The 19,580-nt window shown below is 51.9% G+C and carries 10 protein-coding genes; all 10 read left to right on the top strand.

Annotated features, from left to right (window positions below; all coding sequences use genetic code 11):
• Positions 1–50: 50 nt before the first annotated feature.
• The 10 genes from RB297_RS20780 to RB297_RS20735 all read left to right on the top strand — a co-directional run bounded on the left by RB297_RS20780 (position 51) and on the right by RB297_RS20735 (position 19,375).
• Positions 51–986, top strand: coding sequence for an ABC transporter permease (locus RB297_RS20780; protein WP_113059096.1), 936 nt, complete (start codon positions 51–53; stop codon positions 984–986).
• Positions 987–1,170: 184 nt separating this feature from the next.
• Positions 1,171–2,037, top strand: coding sequence for a carbohydrate ABC transporter permease (locus tag RB297_RS20775; protein WP_260066841.1), 867 nt, complete (start codon positions 1,171–1,173; stop codon positions 2,035–2,037).
• Between the two features lie 108 nt (positions 2,038–2,145).
• Positions 2,146–3,696 carry an extracellular solute-binding protein gene (locus tag RB297_RS20770; protein WP_375121318.1) on the top strand — a complete coding sequence of 517 codons (1,551 nt, stop codon included), beginning with the start codon at positions 2,146–2,148 and terminating at the stop codon, positions 3,694–3,696.
• Positions 3,697–4,018: 322 nt separating this feature from the next.
• On the top strand, positions 4,019–6,919 hold the full coding sequence (locus tag RB297_RS20765; RefSeq protein WP_375121317.1) for a DUF4855 domain-containing protein: 2,901 nt from the start codon (positions 4,019–4,021) through the stop codon (positions 6,917–6,919).
• A 413-nt stretch (positions 6,920–7,332) separates the two neighbouring features.
• Positions 7,333–7,521: a hypothetical protein gene (locus RB297_RS20760; protein ID WP_012818556.1), complete on the top strand. Its 189-nt coding sequence runs from the start codon at positions 7,333–7,335 to the stop codon at positions 7,519–7,521.
• A 368-nt stretch (positions 7,522–7,889) separates the two neighbouring features.
• Complete coding sequence (locus tag RB297_RS20755) at positions 7,890–9,002, top strand: BMP family lipoprotein (protein ID WP_375121316.1); 1,113 nt, start codon at positions 7,890–7,892, stop codon at positions 9,000–9,002.
• 395 nt (positions 9,003–9,397) lie between these two features.
• Complete coding sequence (locus RB297_RS20750) at positions 9,398–10,930, top strand: ABC transporter ATP-binding protein (RefSeq protein ID WP_096774865.1); 1,533 nt, start codon at positions 9,398–9,400, stop codon at positions 10,928–10,930.
• Positions 10,923–11,978, top strand: coding sequence for an ABC transporter permease (locus RB297_RS20745; protein WP_096774864.1), 1,056 nt, complete (start codon positions 10,923–10,925; stop codon positions 11,976–11,978). Before RB297_RS20750 ends, RB297_RS20745 begins: the two co-directional genes overlap by 8 nt.
• A gap of 6 nt (positions 11,979–11,984) precedes the next feature.
• Positions 11,985–12,938 carry an ABC transporter permease gene (locus RB297_RS20740; protein ID WP_012818560.1) on the top strand — a complete coding sequence of 318 codons (954 nt, stop codon included), beginning with the start codon at positions 11,985–11,987 and terminating at the stop codon, positions 12,936–12,938.
• Between the two features lie 182 nt (positions 12,939–13,120).
• On the top strand, positions 13,121–19,375 hold the full coding sequence (locus tag RB297_RS20735; protein WP_375121315.1) for a 5'-nucleotidase C-terminal domain-containing protein: 6,255 nt from the start codon (positions 13,121–13,123) through the stop codon (positions 19,373–19,375).
• Positions 19,376–19,580 lie beyond the last annotated feature (205 nt).

Raw genomic sequence — 19,580 nt, 5'->3', positions numbered from 1 at the left:
GATGGCTCCGTTCGAATCCTGCAAGCCGCACAAGAAAGGAGGGACGCTCTTTGGAGCGACGTAGAAGGTTCGGCGGGTCGTTTGTGCGCGAGCTGTCGCGGAACCGGTATTTGTACTTGCTGGCGCTGCCCGGCATTGCGTTTCTGGTCGTATTTGCGTATATGCCCATGGCCGGGCATTTGCTCGCCTTCCAGGATTACCGGCTATCCGATGGAATATGGGGGAGCGAATGGGTCGGATTTAAAAACTTCGAGTTTTTCTTCAATGGGAAAGACTGGCTGCGGGTGACGCTGAATACCGTTTTCCTGAATGCACTGTTTCTCGTAACCGGTCTCGGCAGCGCGGTCGTGCTGGCTATCTTTCTGAACGAAATCCGCAACAGGCTGTTCAAGCGAATCACGCAATCGTTTATTTTTTTGCCGTATTTCATTTCTTGGCTTGTCGTCAGCATGATGACGTTGACGCTATTCAGCACATCCGAGGGGCTCATTAACCGCGCGCTTGCCGCCCTTGGCTACGAAGGAGTGGACTGGTATTTGACGCCTGGCGTATGGCCGTATATCTTAACCGTCATTAGCGCCTGGAAGATTGCCGGCTATAATTCCATTATTTTTTTGGCCGTCATTACGGGCATCTCCTCGGAATATTACGAGAGCGCCCGAATAGAAGGCGCCAGCCGGATGCAGCAGATGCTCTACATAACGCTGCCGTTGATGCGGCCGACCGTGATGATATTGGCGCTGCTTGGCATTGGCCGTATTTTCTACGGCGATTTCGGCATGATTTACGCGATCATCGGAGATAACGGCATACTCTTTCCAACGACAGATGTCATCGATACGTATGCGTTTCGTGCGCTGAGGCAGCTGGGGAATTTCAGCATGTCCGCTGCCGTTGTCGTGTACCAGTCCTGCATGGGGCTTGTCACGATTCTGATCTTCAATGCGATCGCGCGCAAGGTGGACGCGGATTCAAGACTATTCTAAAAGGAAGGTTGGGCGAGTTGGCATGAGGCCGGATTCGGGCTTTTCGATCGCTGTTGTTCCCGAATCGTTAGGATCGTATAAGCTCGTTAAGCGGATACGATTCGGGAACAAAGGGACCACTTGCGTTTCTACAGCTCCGAACCGGCCCTTTGCTTCAGTCCCAACCAGTTAAGGTGTGATCGAAGTGAGAGAACGGTTGTTTCTTGTTTTGATGTACGCAGTGCTGGGTGCTTTTGCGCTGTTTTGCTTCATTCCGTTCTGGATTGTGTTCATCAACTCGTTCGCCGATGAATCGCTTCTGCAGACGGCGGGGTACCAGTTGCTGCCGAGCAAATTCAGCCTCCATGCGTACAAATTTTTGCTTTCCGGCAAGCAGGTGTTTCTAAGCTACGGCATTACGATGATTGTGACGATCGCCGGCACGGCGCTGGGCGTCCTCTTGACAGCTGCCTATGCGTACACGCTAAGCCACCGGAAAGTGAAGTACCGCCATATTTTATCGTTTCTAACCTTCCTGACGATGCTGTTCGGCGCAGGACTGGTCGGCTTTTACATGCTGATCGCCAACTGGCTGCATCTGAAGGACTCGGTTTGGGCGCTCATTTTGCCCTATCTGCTTAATCCGTTCTATGCCTTCATTCTTGTCTCATACTACCGGACGCTGCCGTATGAATTGAATGAAGCTGCGACTGTGGACGGTGCCAATGATCTCTATATTTTCTTTCGCATCATCTGGCCGATTTCGCTGCCTGTTATCGCCACGGTGAGTCTGTTTTACGCGCTGCAATATTGGAACGATTGGTACTTGTCATTGCTGTTTATCGACAATCACAAAATGCTGCCGCTGCAGATGATGATCCGCCAGCTTATGTCCAATTTGAATGTTATGGCTTATGTGAGCGGGAGCCAGACGCAGTACAACGTCGTCGTGCCGACCTATGGCATGCAGCTGGCGATCGTCTGCGTTACCATCGGCCCGATCGTGTTCGTCTATCCCTTCATCCAGCGCTTCTTTATAAAAGGTTTGACGCTTGGTTCGGTAAAAGGGTAGAGCGGCAAACGTGAGGGGTGTTTGGCCGGTTCGAGCTTTCAATCGCTGCTGTTTATGAACCGGCTCATCCGCCTATTTTCTCTATTATTGATTCAGGGGGAAGGAACCATGAAAAGATTATTGTCCATCGCGCTTGTGTTATTGATCGCGCTCGTCGCGATTGCGGGTTGTTCGGGCAAGAACGAAGGGGAAGGGAAGATGCCCGGACCGTCGGGTCAAACCGGAGACAGCGCCGGCGATGACGCCAAACTTGAAGAGGTGACGTTGAAAATCATGATTCCCGGCGATCGGCCGTCGGATATGGATTTGGTCATCGCCGAGGCAGAAAAGCGGATGAAGGATACGATCAACGTCAAACTTGACGTCGTCTTCGTACCCTGGTCCGATCTGGCGCAAAAGACACAGGTAACGCTTGCTTCCGGCGAAAACATCGATCTCATCTTCGATGCGCCATGGCTGCACATCAATCAGATGATTGCAAACGGATTCTATGAACCGCTGGATGACCTGTTGGCCCAGTACGGCCAAACGGTGCTGGAGAAACGGCCGCAGCAAATGTGGGACTACAACAAATACGGCGGCAAAATTATGGCCGTTCCGCTCGGCGTCAGCTACATGTCCGGCAATTCGTACATGGTGCGCAAAGACATTCGCGAGAAGCTGGGCGTACCGCCGATCAAGACATATGAAGAATTGATCGCTTTCGCATACAAGGTAAAGGAGCAAGAGAAAGGCATTATCCCGATGAGCGCAGGCTCCGCCACTTATTCATTTGTCGCTCACCATGCGCTGAACGATTACGAAACCCATGTCAGACCGACCCACGCCCTGGGCAACAGCCTGATGCTCTACTACAAGAACAATGACGGCAAAGTTTACAATTTGCTGGAGGATCGGGAGCCGATCGGAGCGTGGCTGGCGAACACCCACAAATGGTTTAAAGACGGACTGATCTTCAAGGACATTTTGACGACGAAAGATTTTCACCAGCCGATTTCGGCAGGCAAAGTAGCAATCGTCACAAACGGCGCGTTCGGCATCGGCGATTCCCTCAAGAACACGTTCAAGAACAACGTACCGGGAGGCGAGCTGGAAACGGTCACCTTCTTTAACCCGGAAAAAGGCGCGAATTTGACCAATTTTAAACAGTGGAATTTCCTCGCTGTTCCGAAGGTGAGCAAGAACAAGGAGCGGGCGATTATGTTCCTGAACTGGGCGAATGAGAAGGAAAACTACGACCTGCTCTCTTATGGAATCGAAGGAAAGCACTGGGAAGCGGTAGGAGAAGACAAAATGAAAAACCTGGATACATCCGGCTACTCTGCTTTCGGCTATGTTTGGCTATGGAATCCGGTCGATGAGCGCAGTGTTGTAGGCGGCGATCCGCAGAATGATGAAATGGATGCCGTGCTTCGCGATGCCGACATGTTCACCACCGACATTTTGGCCGGCTTCGAATTTGACAGTACCCCGGTGCAAAACGAGGTCAGCCAGTACAATACAGTCGACGGGCAATACTACACGGCGTTGTTTAACGGGGTTATCGATCCGGAGGACATATTGAAGAAATTCGAAGCGGAAGCCGGTCCCGCCCTCCACAAGATTCAGCAGGAGCTGCAAAAGCAAATTGACGAGTTCCTGGCGGCGAAGGCGGAATAAAACAGAATCACTTGAACACGGATAAACCGAAGTTTGCTTATCCACTGTTTATCTACGCCTCAGATCGCTCGGAGTGCGGAGTGTTTGGCTGCGCTGTACTACTGCCGTTGCCCACTGGAAACTTCGCCCCGCTGGCGGCACTGGACGCGGCGGTGACGGCTTCCTCTTTACGGAGGAAGCCGATCTTATACGCTTTGCTGCTTGCTTATGGCGGAATTCGCGAAAGGGGGGATTAAAATCTAGCGTTCACCCGGAACAGAAATAAGGGTTTAAAGTTTTTGATATTTCTGTACTCGAGAATAAAGAAAAGGAGCTGGCCTTGATGAATTTGAATAAAAAATGGTTATCAGGATTAATGGCAGCCGTATTACTACTGACTCCGCTCTCAGCGGTTGGGGCGAAATCGCTTGTTCCGGATGTGACTGTCCTGCAGGCGGCAGGTGCAGACCAGATGGAAGCAGGGAATGATTCAGGTAATCCACAGGTCGATCTGGATCAACTGACGGATGCTGGTGAACCGGCAGCGGAACAGGTACCACAAGCAATAGGCGAAAATCAAGCGGCAGTATCTTCGGCTGTGCAGGAGACGCAATTCCGCAATCTCGCGGCAGGTCTTCCGTATGAATGGTCTGAAGCTCCGGAAGCTTCGCATCCCGATGACGGATACAAGCTTACGGACGGAAAATACGGCGCATTGGATATGAACGACCCGGCATGGGTAGGACATCTGCGCGGAAAGGCTCGCGAAGTTGTGTTCGATCTCGGTGAGGAAAAGTCAATTGGAAAGATCACGGCTAATTTCTTTCAAGATTTTCCTACGAATTCGATTCTCGTGCCGCTGTCGGTATCGATGTATGTCTCCGACGATAAGGAAAATTGGGGGCTGCTTTCCCATAACGCTACGCAGCTTCTGTGGGGAGAAGGACCGCCCAGACAGGAGACCTTTGAATGGGATGGCAGCCGGGATGGAATCAAAGGCGGGAATACGGATGGCAAGCTGGCTTATGCCCGTTATGTGAAGGTGACCTTTTATATGCATCCTACACAGTGGGAATATATTGACGAAATCGAAATTATGGGTATGGACGGCAAGGTTGACGGTGCGGTAAAGGTTCCTGCCGAGCAGCCTCGTTTTTTGGAGCCGGGGGAAGCTACGGCCGGGATCCGGAATCTGAATCTGTTTTATAACGGACAATATGCGAATGGTTTGGGCGATTGGAAGAAGGAACGGATTATCCCTAATATCAGTTATGTAAATAAAGACGGCGAGCCGGTCGATTGGCTTTATGACGGCGTTCTATATCTCGGGATTGCTTCGCCTGCCGGCCGCGATTTCGGTCAGGGACAAACAAACCTGGACGATTGGAAATGGTATTTGGATAAAACATTTGCAGCCACGGGCGATATGCAGCAGTTGAATGAGGCTGCCAAGGAAGTTGGGGCCAAGCTGAAACAGCCCGATCATCAAGTCAAGGTTGTGTTAATGATTCCGAATCCAGGGGAATCCTTAACCAATTTTGGCGACATTGACGGCAGCGGCTCCTTAAATTTCAACGACTCCGTCGTAGGCAAAGAAAAAGCGTCTGAAAACAGAGGAAAAGCGGTGCAGTGGTGGCTGGACCAGACCCGGCAAAGATGGCAGGCTGCCAACTACTCGAATCTTGAGCTTGTCGGCATGTACTGGATGCCGGAACAAATCGACATATCCGAATCGGGACCGGACATAGCTCGCATGGTGTCGGATAAAGTGCACGCCATGAACATGAAGGTTTTCTGGATTCCACACTCCTATGCTTACAAAATGTTTATGTGGAAAGATGTAGGGTTCGATGCCGCGGCGCTTCAGCCTAACTATTTCTTCGGCGGAATGGATTCCGACCGTCTGGACGATGCTACGGATACTGCAAAGCGATACGGAATGGGGAACGAAGTTGAATTTGATGACGGAATGCTGACAGATCCCGTACTTCGTCAGCGTTTTGTCGAATACTTGGACAGCGGCGTTAGATCCGGTCTGATGCAAAATGGCTTCAGAGCTCACTATCAAGGCAATAATGCAGTATACAACTTAGGGGCAAGCAAGGATCCAAGTTTGCGTTTAATGTATGACTGGCTGTACCAGTATTTGAACGGAACGTACGCCATCGATAGCAGCCCGGCGCCGGAGACGATGGCGGAGGTTGTACAGCGTTATGTCGCATCGAACGAAATCAAGCCGGCTTTTGGTAATGATTTGACGTATCGATTGCAGACCATCAAACTTCTTCTGGACGATAACAAGCCGAAGGAAGCCGTGACGTATATGCAGGATCTTCTCGCGCACATTCACGACCCGGCCGTCCAAGCGCAAGGGTTGATTTCGGTCCCGGCCGCAACGGTGCTTGATTCCTACGCCCAAGTTCTCATTCATACCTGGTCTGACGAAGGGGGACTCAGCAATCTGGTTCTTGGCCAAAGCTATACAATTTCACAGCAGCCTAACAGCAACTATCCCGATTCCGGGAACGAACTTACGGACGGCCGATTCGGCGGGACGGATTACCGCACCGAGCAGTGGCAGGCCCATGCAGGAAGCGACTACCCTGACGAACGAAGCCGCACCATCACGTTTGATTTGGGCGGCAACAAATCGATCGGGGCCATTAGAGCCCATTTTCTTCAGGATCAAGGACCCGGCATCTATTTCCCTCAGAACGTCACTTTTTCCGTTTCATCTGACGGCGAGTCCTGGAGCACGCTGGCAACCGTTACTCCGCCACCGGCACAGGATGCTGCCTCGGCCGAGTTCGTGGGTTGGAGCGGGATAACAGACGGTGTGCCGGGGGAATCGGGAGCCGATAAAGTGTCTGCCCGCTACGTTAAAGTGGAATTCCCGGTCAACGTCTGGGTCTTCCTTGATGAAATCGAAGTTCTCGGCGTTGACGGCCATGCGGGGGGTGACACTACAATCGACGGCGCAAGAGCCGTGGTGGATGCCGCTGCGAAGAAATTGACGATCGACGGTCTGGTCGTGAACGGCAGTCAGTCCCAAGTGGATTTGAAAATACTCGATTCGAAAGGGAAAGTTCGGTACGAAGGCCAGACGACCAGTACGGAAACGGGAAGTTTCCAATTCACGATCAAGCTTACCGGCAATTTAAAAGGAACTTTCGACGCCTATCTGTCTATGGAAGGAATGTCGGATCCCGTTAAGATTTCATTCGAGTACAATAAAAAGGACTGATGAGTTATTCCAGCACGAGCTCAGATTCCGATGGCATGCGGCCTGATTTCCATGCTGTTGATTTAGGATGAGGGCATTCCGTGATAATTTCTGTCGGGGCATAATGCATGATAATTAATTTATGTTTCGTAAAAAAGCCATGGACGCAGCGTGATTTCCACGCTGTGACCTATGGCTTTTGCTTTCGAATCGGTCTTGATGACCGTATGATAAATATGTGGTGCATCCCGATGTTTATGAACACGTCTCATCAATGAAGTAATTGCGGGCTATCTGAAAAATTCATACTGCGCAGGTTAAGATTAATGTAAACGCATACTTATTCATGGTATAATGCATCTAATAGATGAAGCTAAGCGACTTAAGTGGTTTGTGTTTGAATGGTTTCGAAACTGCCTGGGGGTGTTGCGAGGATGAAAAGGTACAGCGTGTGGCGTCCGGTCATGCTGATTGCGGTGGCGCTGCTTACAAATAACTTGGTTACGAGTTTGGCGGGCGTGTTTGGCATGTCGCCGGAGTCGGCGAGCAATCTGGGTTTTATCGCGATGATTATTGCCGCATTCATTACATATAACCGCATGATGAAAATCCGTCGCAAGTGAATAATCATTCACAGCCATTCATTGAATGAACAGCATGTTTATAAGCACCTTGGCCAAGGTGCTTTCTTTTCGTAAAGCGCATTTATTTTTTACCAAATCAAAGGGTCCAAAACCTTGCGCACGCTTCGTATGCCACCGCCTGTAACCCCCGTGTTATCTATAAAAACTGTTAAATCAACGATGTGAAAATTACGCCTCCCTATCTCTACTAAAATTGGAATAAAACATGTCTTAAACGTTTCACCGCGGCACAGATGCAGTTTGACAGATTCACCCAAATTTATGTTGAAAAGGGTCACTTTTATTAATATATTGTAAATAGCGCGAATCTAGTATTCGGGCATATATACCTAGGAGGGTTATCCTTAATGAAAAAAGGGGTCATATCTTTAATCAGTTTGGCGTTATCTGTCACAATGCTGGCGGGCTGCGGCGACAAACCGGCGTCAGAGCCAAGCGGCGGCGCAGGCGGCGACGCACCTAAGGCAAACTTCAAGGTAGGGATGGTTACAGACGCGGGAACGATCGATGACAAGTCGTTTAACCAAGGCACATACGAAGGTATCGTGAAGGCGAACGAGGACTTCAAAATGGAGTATAAATACCTGAAGCCGGCCGGAACCACAGAAGCCGACTATTCGAAAGAGATCGGTAACCTGTACGATGCCGGATTTAAATTTATCGTAACGCCAGGCTTCAAATTCGAAACAGCCGTGTTCAAAGCACAGGACAAGTATAAAGACGCTAAATTCGTAATTATTGACGGAACGCCTCAATCTGGAGAAGAAGGCGCAACACCGGTCGTTAAGGAAAATACCGTTTCCATCTTCTTCGCTGAGCAGGAGTCCGGCTTCCTGGCTGGCGTAGCGACTGCCCTTCATGTGAAGGATGGACAAGCAGGCTTTATCGGCGGCATGGAAATTCCGCCTGTACAGAAGTTCAACTGGGGCTTCCAGCAGGGTGTAGCTTATGCTAACGAGAATCTCGGCACGAAACTGGTAATTAATAAAGAAAACGTGGTATACCAAGGATCTTTTGACGACGTTGCGGCAGGCAGCCAATTGGCGGCTCAAATGTATGACCGCGGCGTAAACGTGATCTTCGCGGCTGCAGGCGGCGTTGGCGTCGGCGCGATTAACGAAGCGAAGACTCGCGTGCAGAACGGATCCGAGGTTTGGATCGTCGGCGTTGACGTTGACCAGTATCAAGACGGCGTATACGAAGGCGACAAGTCCGTTGTCCTGACTTCCGCTGTCAAGAAAATCGACCATGCGGCTTACGATATGATCAAAGCCGAAACCGAGGGCAAATTCCCGGGTGGACAGACGCTTACGCTGGATGCCACAAATGACGGCGTCGGACTTCCTGAGAATAACCCGAACTTGAGTGAGGACGTTCTGAAGCAAGTAGACGAAGTGTTTGGCAAGATCAAAGCCGGCGAAATTAAAGTAGCCGCAGAACAAGGCGAATTGATTAAGTAATTCAAGACACCAAGATTATCTACGGAGCGTGGATAGGCTTACTTGAAAAGCAGCGATACCGCATGAAAAAAGACGGATTCCCTCCGTCTTTTTTTAAGGTATTAGAATGTATAAGTTATTTCAGCGAAGCGTAAGCAATTCTGTAATCGCATGTATATGTTTTGGAGCCCCCGCAAAGTATTTGGAACAAGCATCGAAGCATAGGCTCCACTTTGTGGGGCTATTTTAGGTATCAGACCGTATCACCGGGGCAAGCGATTGCATCCTGATATTGAATGTAGAATGATCTCTATGGAACTGCGTTCTGGCTATTTGGAAGTGAGTCGATCCGCGTTTTTTAAAGCAATTTATGCACAGGAAGATATCAACACAAAAGAAGGAGAGGACCCAAAACCATGGACTATGTTGTCGAGATGGTGGGCATCCGCAAGGAATTTCCGGGGATCGTGGCCAACGATGATATCACGATTCAACTGAAGAAGGGCGAAATTCATGCGCTGCTCGGCGAGAACGGTGCCGGCAAGTCGACCCTGATGAGCATCCTGTTTGGCATGTACCAGCCTGACCGTGGCGTGATCAAAGTCAACGGCAAGGACGTGCGGATTTCGAATCCGAACGTCGCGAACAAACTCGGAATCGGGATGGTGCATCAGCATTTCAAATTGGTGGAGCCGTTTACCGTGACCGAGAATATTATTCTCGGCAGCGAGACGCGCAAGTATTACTTTGGTTTAGACGTGAGATCCGCAGCCAAGCGGGTCGAGGAGCTGTCCAAACGATACGGGCTCAACGTAGACCCCTATGCCAAAATCGAGGATATCTCGGTAGGGATGCAGCAGCGCGTGGAAATTCTCAAAATGCTGTACCGCGATGCGGAAGTGCTCATATTTGACGAGCCCACGGCGGTGCTGACCCCTCAGGAAATCGAAGATTTGCAGGGCATTATGAAGAATTTGGTCAACGAAGGCAAATCCATCATTCTGATCACGCATAAATTGAAAGAAATTAAAGCGGTTGCGGACCGCTGCACCGTCATTCGCCGGGGGAAAACAATCGGCACCGTTGACGTGGCCGACACGAGCCGCGAAGCGATGGCCGAAATGATGGTAGGCCGCAGCGTTTCCTTTAAGGTGGACAAGCAGGAGAGTAACCCTGGTAAAGCCGTTCTTCAGATCCAGTCACTTACGGTAAAAAACAGTAAAAAAGTCGAAGCACTCAAAGGATTTAGCTTGGATCTGCATGCCGGCGAGATCGTGGGCATTGCCGGCGTGGACGGCAACGGCCAAACGGAACTGGTGGAAGCCATTACCGGCTTGCGTCAAGCGGAGAGCGGGACGGTGAGCCTGAATGGTAAGACGCTTAACGGACTTTCCGTCCGTCAGCGGAACGAGAGCGGAATCGGCCACATTCCGGAGGACCGCCAGAAGAGGGGCCTCGTGCTGGATTATACGATTGAAGAGAATTTGATCCTTGAGGTGTATAACCGCCCACCGTATTCCAAGAACGGGCTGCTGCAGCCGGCAGCGATCCGCAAGCATGCGGAGCATATCATTCAGAGCTTTGATGTGCGTTCCGGAACGGGCGGCCGGTCGATCGTGCGTTCGATGTCCGGCGGTAACCAGCAAAAAGCAATCATCGGCCGCGAGGTAGAGCGCGATCCGGATCTGCTTATTGCCGTTCAGCCGACCCGGGGCCTTGACGTAGGCTCGATTGAATATATTCACCGTCGTCTGATCGAGCAGCGGGACAAGGGGAAAGCCGTTCTGCTGGTTTCCCTGGAGCTTGATGAAGTGCTGAATCTGTCGGACCGCATTGCCGTTATCAATAACGGTGAACTGGTAGGTATCGTAAAAACCTCCGAAACGAACGAAAGAGAGCTCGGACTGATGATGGCCGGGTATCAAAAAGAGGAGGCACCACATGAATAACAGCGTAAAATCGTTGCTTGCCGTCCTGTTCGGACTCATCGCGGGGGCACTGCTTATGGCGCTGACCGGGCATAATCCGATAGAAGGATATAAGTATCTCCTCCAAGGCGGGCTTAAAAATCCGGAGCGGATCGGAAATACGCTGGCGACGGCGACTCCGCTTATTTTGACCGGTTTGTCCGTGGCTTTTGCCTTCCGTACCGGGCTGTTCAATATCGGTGCTGCGGGCCAAATGCTGTTCGGCGGGTTCTGTGCAACGGCTGTCGGCCTTTCGCTGGATTTACCGCGGGCTCTGCTCCTGTTGGTCATGGTGCTGGTCGGTTTCATCGGCGGCGCACTATGGGCGGTGGTTCCCGGGTTTTTGAAGGCTAAATATAACGTGCATGAGGTCGTATCCACGATCATGATGAACTGGACGGCCTACTGGACCGTTTATTATGTTATTCCGGGTTACTTCAAAGGGGCGAGCCTGGAGACGGAATCGCGCCAGCTTCCGCCGGAAGCCATGCTGCATCAGCAGTGGCTTAGCGATATGTTCCAAGGCTCCTATGTCAATCTGGGCTTTTTTATCGCGGTCATTGCTGTTCTGGTCGTCGCTTTCCTTATTAACAAAACAACGCTCGGATACGAATTGAAGGCGGTCGGATTCAACCGGCACGCTTCCGAATATGCGGGTATCGCCGTCAAACGCAGCATCGTGCTGTCCATGTTCATCTCCGGGGGCCTCGCGGGCCTCGCGGGTGTTGCACAATATGCAGGGAATGCCTCCAGCATGCAGATCGGCATTCTGCCGAGCCAAGGCTTTGACGGCATTGCCGTAGCCCTGCTTGGAATCAACGCACCTATCGGTGTTTTGGTGTCGGCCCTGTTCTTCGGGATTCTCTACTCGGGCAGAGGTTTTATGAATGCCATGACGGAGATTCCGCCGGAAATCGCCGATTCGATTATCGCCATCATTATCTATTTTGCGGCAACCAGCATCTTGATCGAGCGACTGTACCGTAAATTCAAGCTGCGTCGCGCGGCAAATAAAAAGCAGGGGGAGTAAGGACATATGTGGACAACGATTGAACAGATTTTTCCGTATGCCATCGCTTACACGATCCCGCTTTTGATTACCGCCCTGGGCGCGCTGTTCAGTGAACGAAGCGGGGTCGTCAATATCGGCCTTGACGGCTTGATGATTGTCGGTTCTTTCATCGGCGCCTTTGTCATATTCAAAATGCAGGCCCAATGGCCCGGCCATTGGTGGGTATTATGGGTAGGCTTATTGGCGGCGGCGGCAGCGAGCGCACTATTCTCGCTACTACATGCCTTTGCCAGCATTAACCTCAGTGCCAATCAGATCATAAGCGGTACGGCGATCAACATGATTGCGGGTGCCTTGACGATTTTCCTTGCCCGTAACATTACGGGCAGCGGCAAGATCAGCATCACCAGCGGATTCAAACCGTTTGATTTTCCGGGTCTCTCCAAGATTCCGATCATCGGGGATTTATTCTTCACGAAAACCTATGCCACGACATGGTTGGTTCTGATTTTGCTTTTGGTCAGTGCTTTTGTACTGTACAGAACACCTTTCGGTTTGCGGCTCCGGTCCTGCGGCGAGCATCCGCACGCGGCCGAAGCAGCCGGTATTAAGGTGCAGTCCATGCGGTATGTGGGCGTCATGATCTCGGGTGCTTTTTCCGGACTCGGTGGGGCTGTCATTCTGTTGACGTATTCCGGCGAATTTACGGGGAACGTTGCGGGACTGGGGTTCCTGGCCCTGGCATCCCTCATTTTCGGACAATGGAAGCCGCTCGGCATCCTGCTGGCGACCTTGTTCTTCGGATTTGCCACGACGGTAGCCAATGTATCCCAAGTCATTCCGTCCTTGGCGGTAATCCCGCCGGTCATTCTCAAGATCTTCCCTTATATCGTCACGCTGATCGCGCTCGTGATTTTCTCCAAATCCTCGAATGCGCCGAAAGCGGTAGGGGAGCCGTTCGATTCAGGTAAACGGTAACGCATTGCGCAAGTCGATGTAAGACAAATAGAACCTCTGATATGCCTATCCAGCTTTGGGTTTAGGTCTATCGGAGGTTTTTTTACATCCAGCATACTTTAGGTTAGAACTCCCAAAACATATCTGGTATATATAGTAAATAAGGTAAGAAAATTTAATAGAATAGAGGAGTGAACACCTGAATGCGCATTCGATTACATAGGTGCCAAAGGCCGTTAAGTGTGCTTTTGGTTATCGTGATGCTTCTGAGTATCGTCGTTCCTTTCAGTCCCGTGAAGGTGGCGGAGGCTTCTCCCCGACATGACCAGGTTGTGATCAGCCAAGTGTACGGTGGCGGCGGGAATAGCGGGGCATCTTTTACTCATGATTTTATCGAATTGTTCAATCCGACCAGCAGTCCGGTCGACCTTACAGGCTGGAAGGTACGTTATGCAAGCGCAGCAGGCACTTTTAACGGCACGACCTCTTTAACTGGTACCATAGAACCTCATGCTTATTACTTAATCCAACAGCAGAGTAGCGGCTCGGTAGGTGCTTCTTTGCCGACAGCTGATGCTGCAGGAGCATTGAACCTTAGCGGCTCCAATGGCAAAGTAGATCTGGTGAACGCCGCTGGCGATCGCATCGACCTCATTGGCTATGGGTCCGCTTCAGAGTATGAAACGAGTCCGACCGCAGCTCTATCCAACAGCACGGCAGCGATCCGCAAGGAATTGACCGTTGGTCAAAATGACCGCGGCCGCGACACGGATAACAATGCGGCCGATTTTACCGTTACGACGCCCAATCCCCGGAACAGTGCGAGTCCCGTTACGCCGGTTACGCCTGGCTCGGGCTTGGGAGCGGTAACGGCCAATCCGGTGCCGAATGCCTGGCCAGCCGGAACGGAGATTACGCTGAATCCGCCTACGGTAGGCGCTTCCGTATATGCGGATGTATATTTGTCCGGCGGGAACGGGACCGGATTCCAGCTCGTCAATGGCCCGATCATCCTTAACGAGCCTACGCGGGTGCATGCCTATGCAGCCCAAGATGGCCAGCCGGATGGGCCGGTCTCCACGTTCCAATACGATATTTTAACGGAAACGTCCGTCGCTGATGCCCGCAGCAAGGCAAAAGGCGAGCATGTTTGGACGGAAGGTATCATTACGCATATCGAAGGGAGAGAGACCTATATTCAAGACGATACGGCAGGTATCGTGCTCTATGATTACCCGCTTAATGCCAGCGTTGGCGACCGGGTGAGCGTGGCCGGCGTGATGGAGATTTACAACAATCTTCAGGAGATCAAACCGCACGCCTTGCTGCCGCACGACGTAACGGGGAACCAAGTCGGAGTGCCGCAGGCTCTCCCAATTACCGGAGCTGATCTATCTTCAGCTGCAGGGGAGAATTATGAGGCAAGACTAGTCTCCCTGAATGATGTCACCATCAAATCCGAGAATAGACCTGGGGAATACACAGCCGAGCAAGGCGGGCATGAATTCATCATCTATTCCGGCTTGTCCAAGCTGAAGACGGTGAAAACCTTCAGCCGCATCACGGGCGTGGTGAAGCAGTTCGGAAATATCTATGAGCTGATTCCATTAGGCGAGGATGCCTTAATCGAAGAGATGTTCTCCGTAATCGCAAGTCCGGGTGCCGGACCGATCATTACCGGGGGAATGGTGACGCTGTCCAGCCCTACGCAAGGCGCAAGCATCTATTATACGCTTGATGGATCGGTTCCTACGACAGCAAGCACGCTGTACAGCGCACCGATTCAGATTGACCGTGACACAACCATCAAAGCGATCGTCGTCTCGGGTGTGGATGTGAGCAAGGTATACGAATTTGCTTACAAGGCTACTCAGCAGCCGCGCATCGCGGATATCCAAGGCGAGGACCATGTTTCGCCGTATAACGGACAGACGGTAACCGATATTGAAGGCGTTGTAACCCAGTACGGTTATACGTTCTCTAACGGCAGCATTAAGGGATTCTATATCCAGGATCCGAAGCCGGATTCCAATCCGAATACCTCGGATGCCATTTTCGTGTATTCCACGGATCCAAACCGTCCTCAAATCGGAGATCTGGTAAGCGTAGCCGGTAAAGTGGCCGAGTATAACGAGGGAAGCTCCAGCAACCTGACTTCCACTCAAATCGAGCTGCAATCGTTCAAGAAGCTCGATCAGGCACAGCAGCTGCCGGACCCTGTTCTATTAGGCAAAGGCGGACGTCCGATTCCGGCTGCCATTATCGATAATGACGGCATGACCACGTTCGATCCGGAGGAGGATGCCATCGACTTCTACGAGTCGCTGGAGGGCATGTTGGTCAGACTTCCGCAGCCAACGATCATTAGTCCCTATTGGACAAGCAGTGGAACCTACAACATTGTGACCCGGGTCGAAAATGATGTCGCCGATGTCATTACGCCGGCGGGCGGGCTGGTTCTGAAAGAGAACGGCAATTTCAACCCGCAGCGTCTTTTGATTGCTTACGGCAATCCGGGTCAGGAAGTGAGCACGGGCGATACGTTTGCCGATGATGTGATCGGCGTGATCGGGTATAACGGCGGGAACTTCAAGGTGATCCCTGCCAAAGACAGCTTGCCTCCAATCGACAGCAGCTCTTTTAAGCAAGAGGTATCTACTATTGACGTGAATGCCGAACAGCTCAGAGTAGCGACGTATAATATTGAAAATTTCTACCCGGGCGTAAGCTCCGCCAAAATCAACAAGCTGGCGGAATCGATCGTTAACAACATCAAGTCTCCGGATATTATCGGTCTCGTGGAAGTACAGGATAACAACGGAGAGCAGAACAACGGAACCACCGCGGCCGATCAAAGCTACCAGACCTTGATTAACGCCATCAAGGCAGCCGGCGGACCAACCTACAGCTTTACCGACATTGAGCCGGTGAATAATAACGACGGGGGAGCGCCGGGAGCCAACATCCGGGTCGGGTTCCTCTACAACGTGGATCGCGTCCAGTTATCGGACAGCGTTCAGAGCAAGAAGGGATCCCCGACGGAATCCGTGGCGTATGATGCGGCGAAGGATCAGTTAACCCTGAATCCGGGCCGGATTGATCCGCAGAATGCGGCATTCAACGCATCGCGCAAGCCGCTGGCAGCACAGTTCGAATTTCAAGGGGAAAAAGTGATCGTCATCGCGAATCATTTTAACTCGAAATCCGGAGATCAAGGGCCATTCGGCAATACCCAGCCGCCGGTTCTCTCCAGCGAAACCCAGCGCCATCAGATCGCAGCGGTCGTGAACGGATTCGTGAAAGACGTGGTGTCCGCTAATCCTGATGCGAACGTCGTCGTGCTGGGGGATTTGAATGATTTCCAATTTACCGAGACGGCGAACATTTTAAAGGGCAACGAATTAGACAACCTGATCGAGACGCTTCCGCTCATGGAGCAGTACACGTACACGTATGACGGAAACTCGCAGGTGCTGGATCATATTCTGGTCAGCAAGAACCTGACCCGTTCTACGCAAGTCGATATCGTGCATCTGAACGCCGATTTCCCGGCCTCCAAGGGCCGCGTATCGGATCATGATCCGGTCGTCGCCCAGATCGACCTGAAGGAAGAAGCCGTGGACGGCTTCCCGCTGACGATTTTGCATACCAATGACACGCATGCCAATCTGGACACCGTAAGCTCGCCGGATAATATTGCGCGCCGGGTTACGGCAATCAAGGAAGCCAAAGCGAATGCGGTCAATCCACTGCTCGTGGATGCGGGAGACGTATTCTCAGGCACGCTGTATTTTAATCAATATTTGGGACTTGCCGATCTGGAGTTCATGAATTTGGTTCAATATGATGCCATGACCTTCGGTAACCATGAGTTCGATAAAGGCTCCGAGGTACTGAACGATTTCATCGAGCATGCGAAATTCCCGTTTGTTTCCTCGAACGTGAATTTTTCGGCCGATGCTTTATTGACCCAGAAATTCAAGGATGAAGTGACCCGGGATGCCAAGGATGGAACCATCTACCCGGCCATCATCATGGAGGTAGACGGGGAGCAGGTTGGCCTCATCGGACTGACAACCGAAGACACGGCAAACATCGCTTCGCCGGGAGACGTCACCTTTGAGAATGCGGTGCAAAAGGCAAAAGACACCGTAGCGATGCTGAGGAATGAAGGTATCAACAAAATCGTCGTACTGTCGCACCTCGGTTATGACGTGGATGTCAACCTTGCGAAGGAAGTCGAGGGCATCGACATCATCGTGGGCGGTCACAGTCATACCAAGCTGGATCAGGCGGTCGTGGATCGTTCGGACAGCGAACCGAAGCTGATCGTGCAGACAGGTGAAAAAGGTCAATTCTTAGGCCAACTTGAGGTCGTATTTGATGACGAGGGTGTTCTGCAAGAGTGGAACAGCAGCCTCATTTCCGTTGACGAGAAAGATAGCAATGAGCAGTATGTAATTCAGCCGGATCCCGAAGCCTTGCAAATTCTGAATACCAAATATAAGCCAGGCGTGGAGGAACTGAAACAAACGGAGGTGGGCACGACAGAAGTGAAGCTGAACGGCGTCCGCGCCGATGTCCGCACGAAGGAAACGAATCTCGGCAATCTGATTGCCGATGGCATGCTGGATGCGGCGCAAGCCGCCGGCACGAATGCGGTCATCGCCCTGCAGAACGGCGGGGGCATCCGCGAATCGATTGAAGCAGGCAAAATCACGATGGGTGACGTTATGACGGTGCTTCCGTTTAACAATGATCTCGTCACGATCACGTTAACGGGTGCTGAGATTAAAGAAGCCATGGAAAACGGGGTCTCCAAAACCCCTGCTCAGGATGGGCGCTTCCCGCATATCGCTGGGATGAGGTTCTATTATGATTCGACCAAGCCGGTTGGATCACGCGTCCTGCGCATCGAGGTGAAAGGCAAGAACGGATACGAGCCGATCGACATGAATAAATCGTATGAAGTAGCGACGAACGCATTTACCGCTAAGGGCGGCGATTTCTATGCTTCGCTCGAGAAGGCTTATCTGGAAGGGCGCGTGAACCTGCTTTATAAGCCTGACTATGAGGTGTTCTCGAACTATGTGAAAAAGGTAGGCACCATCACGGCCAAGACCTCCGCCGTGGAAGGACGGATTACGGACTTGAAGGGATCGCCGCTTCCGGGTGGTCCGGGAGAGCCTGGGCCGGGCAACCCTGGAAATCCGGGCACGCCTGGAACTCCAGGGCCGACGACGCCTCCCGTGAATCCTTCCAACCCTGGCACGACGCCGCCGGCGGAGCCAGGCAAGATTAAGGTGCCGGTGAAGGTGGAGAACGGTATGGCTACAGGCAGCGTGACCGGAGCGGCCATGAAGGAAGCCCTGAAACAGCCTACGGGTGGAAAAGTTACCGTAGAGGTAACAAGCACGCAGCCCATCTCTTCTTCATCCGTTACCATCGAGAATGAAGCGCTGCGTGCGTGGCTTGATCAGACAAGCGCGCAGGTGCTGGTGGTAGCGACGCCTTACGGAAGCTATGAACTTCCGAAGACGGAGATCGATCTTCAAGCGCTGGCAGCCCAAGCCGGCTCGGACATGAACAGCCTTCAATTGGTCATTCAGCTTGCTGTCGATGCGGATGCCCTTAAATCAGCGGTGTCCAAAGGATATAAAGCGCTGCAAGCCGTGAGCTACACCGTGACGGTGAAGTCCGGCAATGGCAAGACTTTCACGCTGGATTCGTTCCAAACGTATGTGAAGCGGTCCCTGAATGTCGACAAATCGCATGCGTTGACGGACATTGCGGTTGTTCGAGTGGATGGAAACGGCGAATACACGCCGGTACCATTCAAGGTGAACGGCCAACGTATCGATATCTATAGCCGCACGAACAGCACGTATCTGGTGTTGCAGAACCCGGTAACGTTCCAGGACATCGCGTCGCATTGGTCGAAGGGTGAGGTTGAATCGCTTGCAGCCAAAATGATCGTAACCGGGCGCACGGAGCAGACCTTTGTTCCGAACGCTCCAGTTACTCGGGCCGAGTTCGCAGCGCTTGTCGTCCGGGCATTGGGACTTTCTGCAGACGCTGCGTCAGGCAGCTTCCAGGACGTGGCTTCATCCGACTGGCACGCGGGAGCGATCCAGGCAGCCGTCGATGCCGATATCATTAACGGCTACACGGACGGCACTTTTAAGCCGAATCGGACGATCACGCGCGAAGAGATGGCCGTGATGGCCTACAACGCGCTGGAGTATGCCGGATACAACCCCGTCGACGCGGCAAAAGCTCATTTTGCCGATGCGTCCGCGATCGGTGTTTGGTCTCAGGTGGCGGTGTATGAATTGGCGGCACTTGATATTCTGAATGGAGATCCGAAGCAGCGCTTCCATCCTAAATCGAATGCCACCCGCGGCGAAAGCGCCGCTGTGCTCCATCGTTTGATGCAGGATTTGACGTACGTAAAATAAACAGGTTCTATAGCGGCTGGATGCATATTGGGTAAGCCTCTCGGTTATAAACGAGAAGGGGAGTCCACCAGCAAATCTGCTAAAGAACACTCCATTGATCAACAAAAATGGGAAATAGAAATGGCGGTGCTAAGGAGGCGATCCTTGCACCGCCATTTTCTTGTTATTTTGTTTCGGTGATTCTTATGGGAGCGGAGAGGACGAA

The sequence above is a fragment of the Paenibacillus sp. CR_12 genome, assembly GCF_041953985.1.
GTDB classification, from domain to species: Bacteria; Bacillota; Bacilli; order Paenibacillales; family Paenibacillaceae; genus Paenibacillus_AQ; species Paenibacillus_AQ lautus_A.
This window is presented reverse-complemented; position numbering and strand designations above follow the sequence as displayed.

What these genes read in the sequence shown, in the direction of transcription:
- RB297_RS20770 (WP_375121318.1), top strand. Translation starts at nt 2,146, where the DNA reads ATGAAAAGATTATTGTCCATCGCGCTTGTGTTATTGATCGCGCTCGTC.
- RB297_RS20765 (WP_375121317.1), top strand. Translation starts at nt 4,019, where the DNA reads ATGAATTTGAATAAAAAATGGTTATCAGGATTAATGGCAGCCGTATTA.
- RB297_RS20760 (WP_012818556.1), top strand. Translation starts at nt 7,333, where the DNA reads ATGAAAAGGTACAGCGTGTGGCGTCCGGTCATGCTGATTGCGGTGGCG.
- RB297_RS20755 (WP_375121316.1), top strand. Translation starts at nt 7,890, where the DNA reads ATGAAAAAAGGGGTCATATCTTTAATCAGTTTGGCGTTATCTGTCACA.
- RB297_RS20750 (WP_096774865.1), top strand. Translation starts at nt 9,398, where the DNA reads ATGGACTATGTTGTCGAGATGGTGGGCATCCGCAAGGAATTTCCGGGG.
- RB297_RS20745 (WP_096774864.1), top strand. Translation starts at nt 10,923, where the DNA reads ATGAATAACAGCGTAAAATCGTTGCTTGCCGTCCTGTTCGGACTCATC.
- RB297_RS20740 (WP_012818560.1), top strand. Translation starts at nt 11,985, where the DNA reads ATGTGGACAACGATTGAACAGATTTTTCCGTATGCCATCGCTTACACG.
- RB297_RS20735 (WP_375121315.1), top strand. Translation starts at nt 13,121, where the DNA reads ATGCGCATTCGATTACATAGGTGCCAAAGGCCGTTAAGTGTGCTTTTG.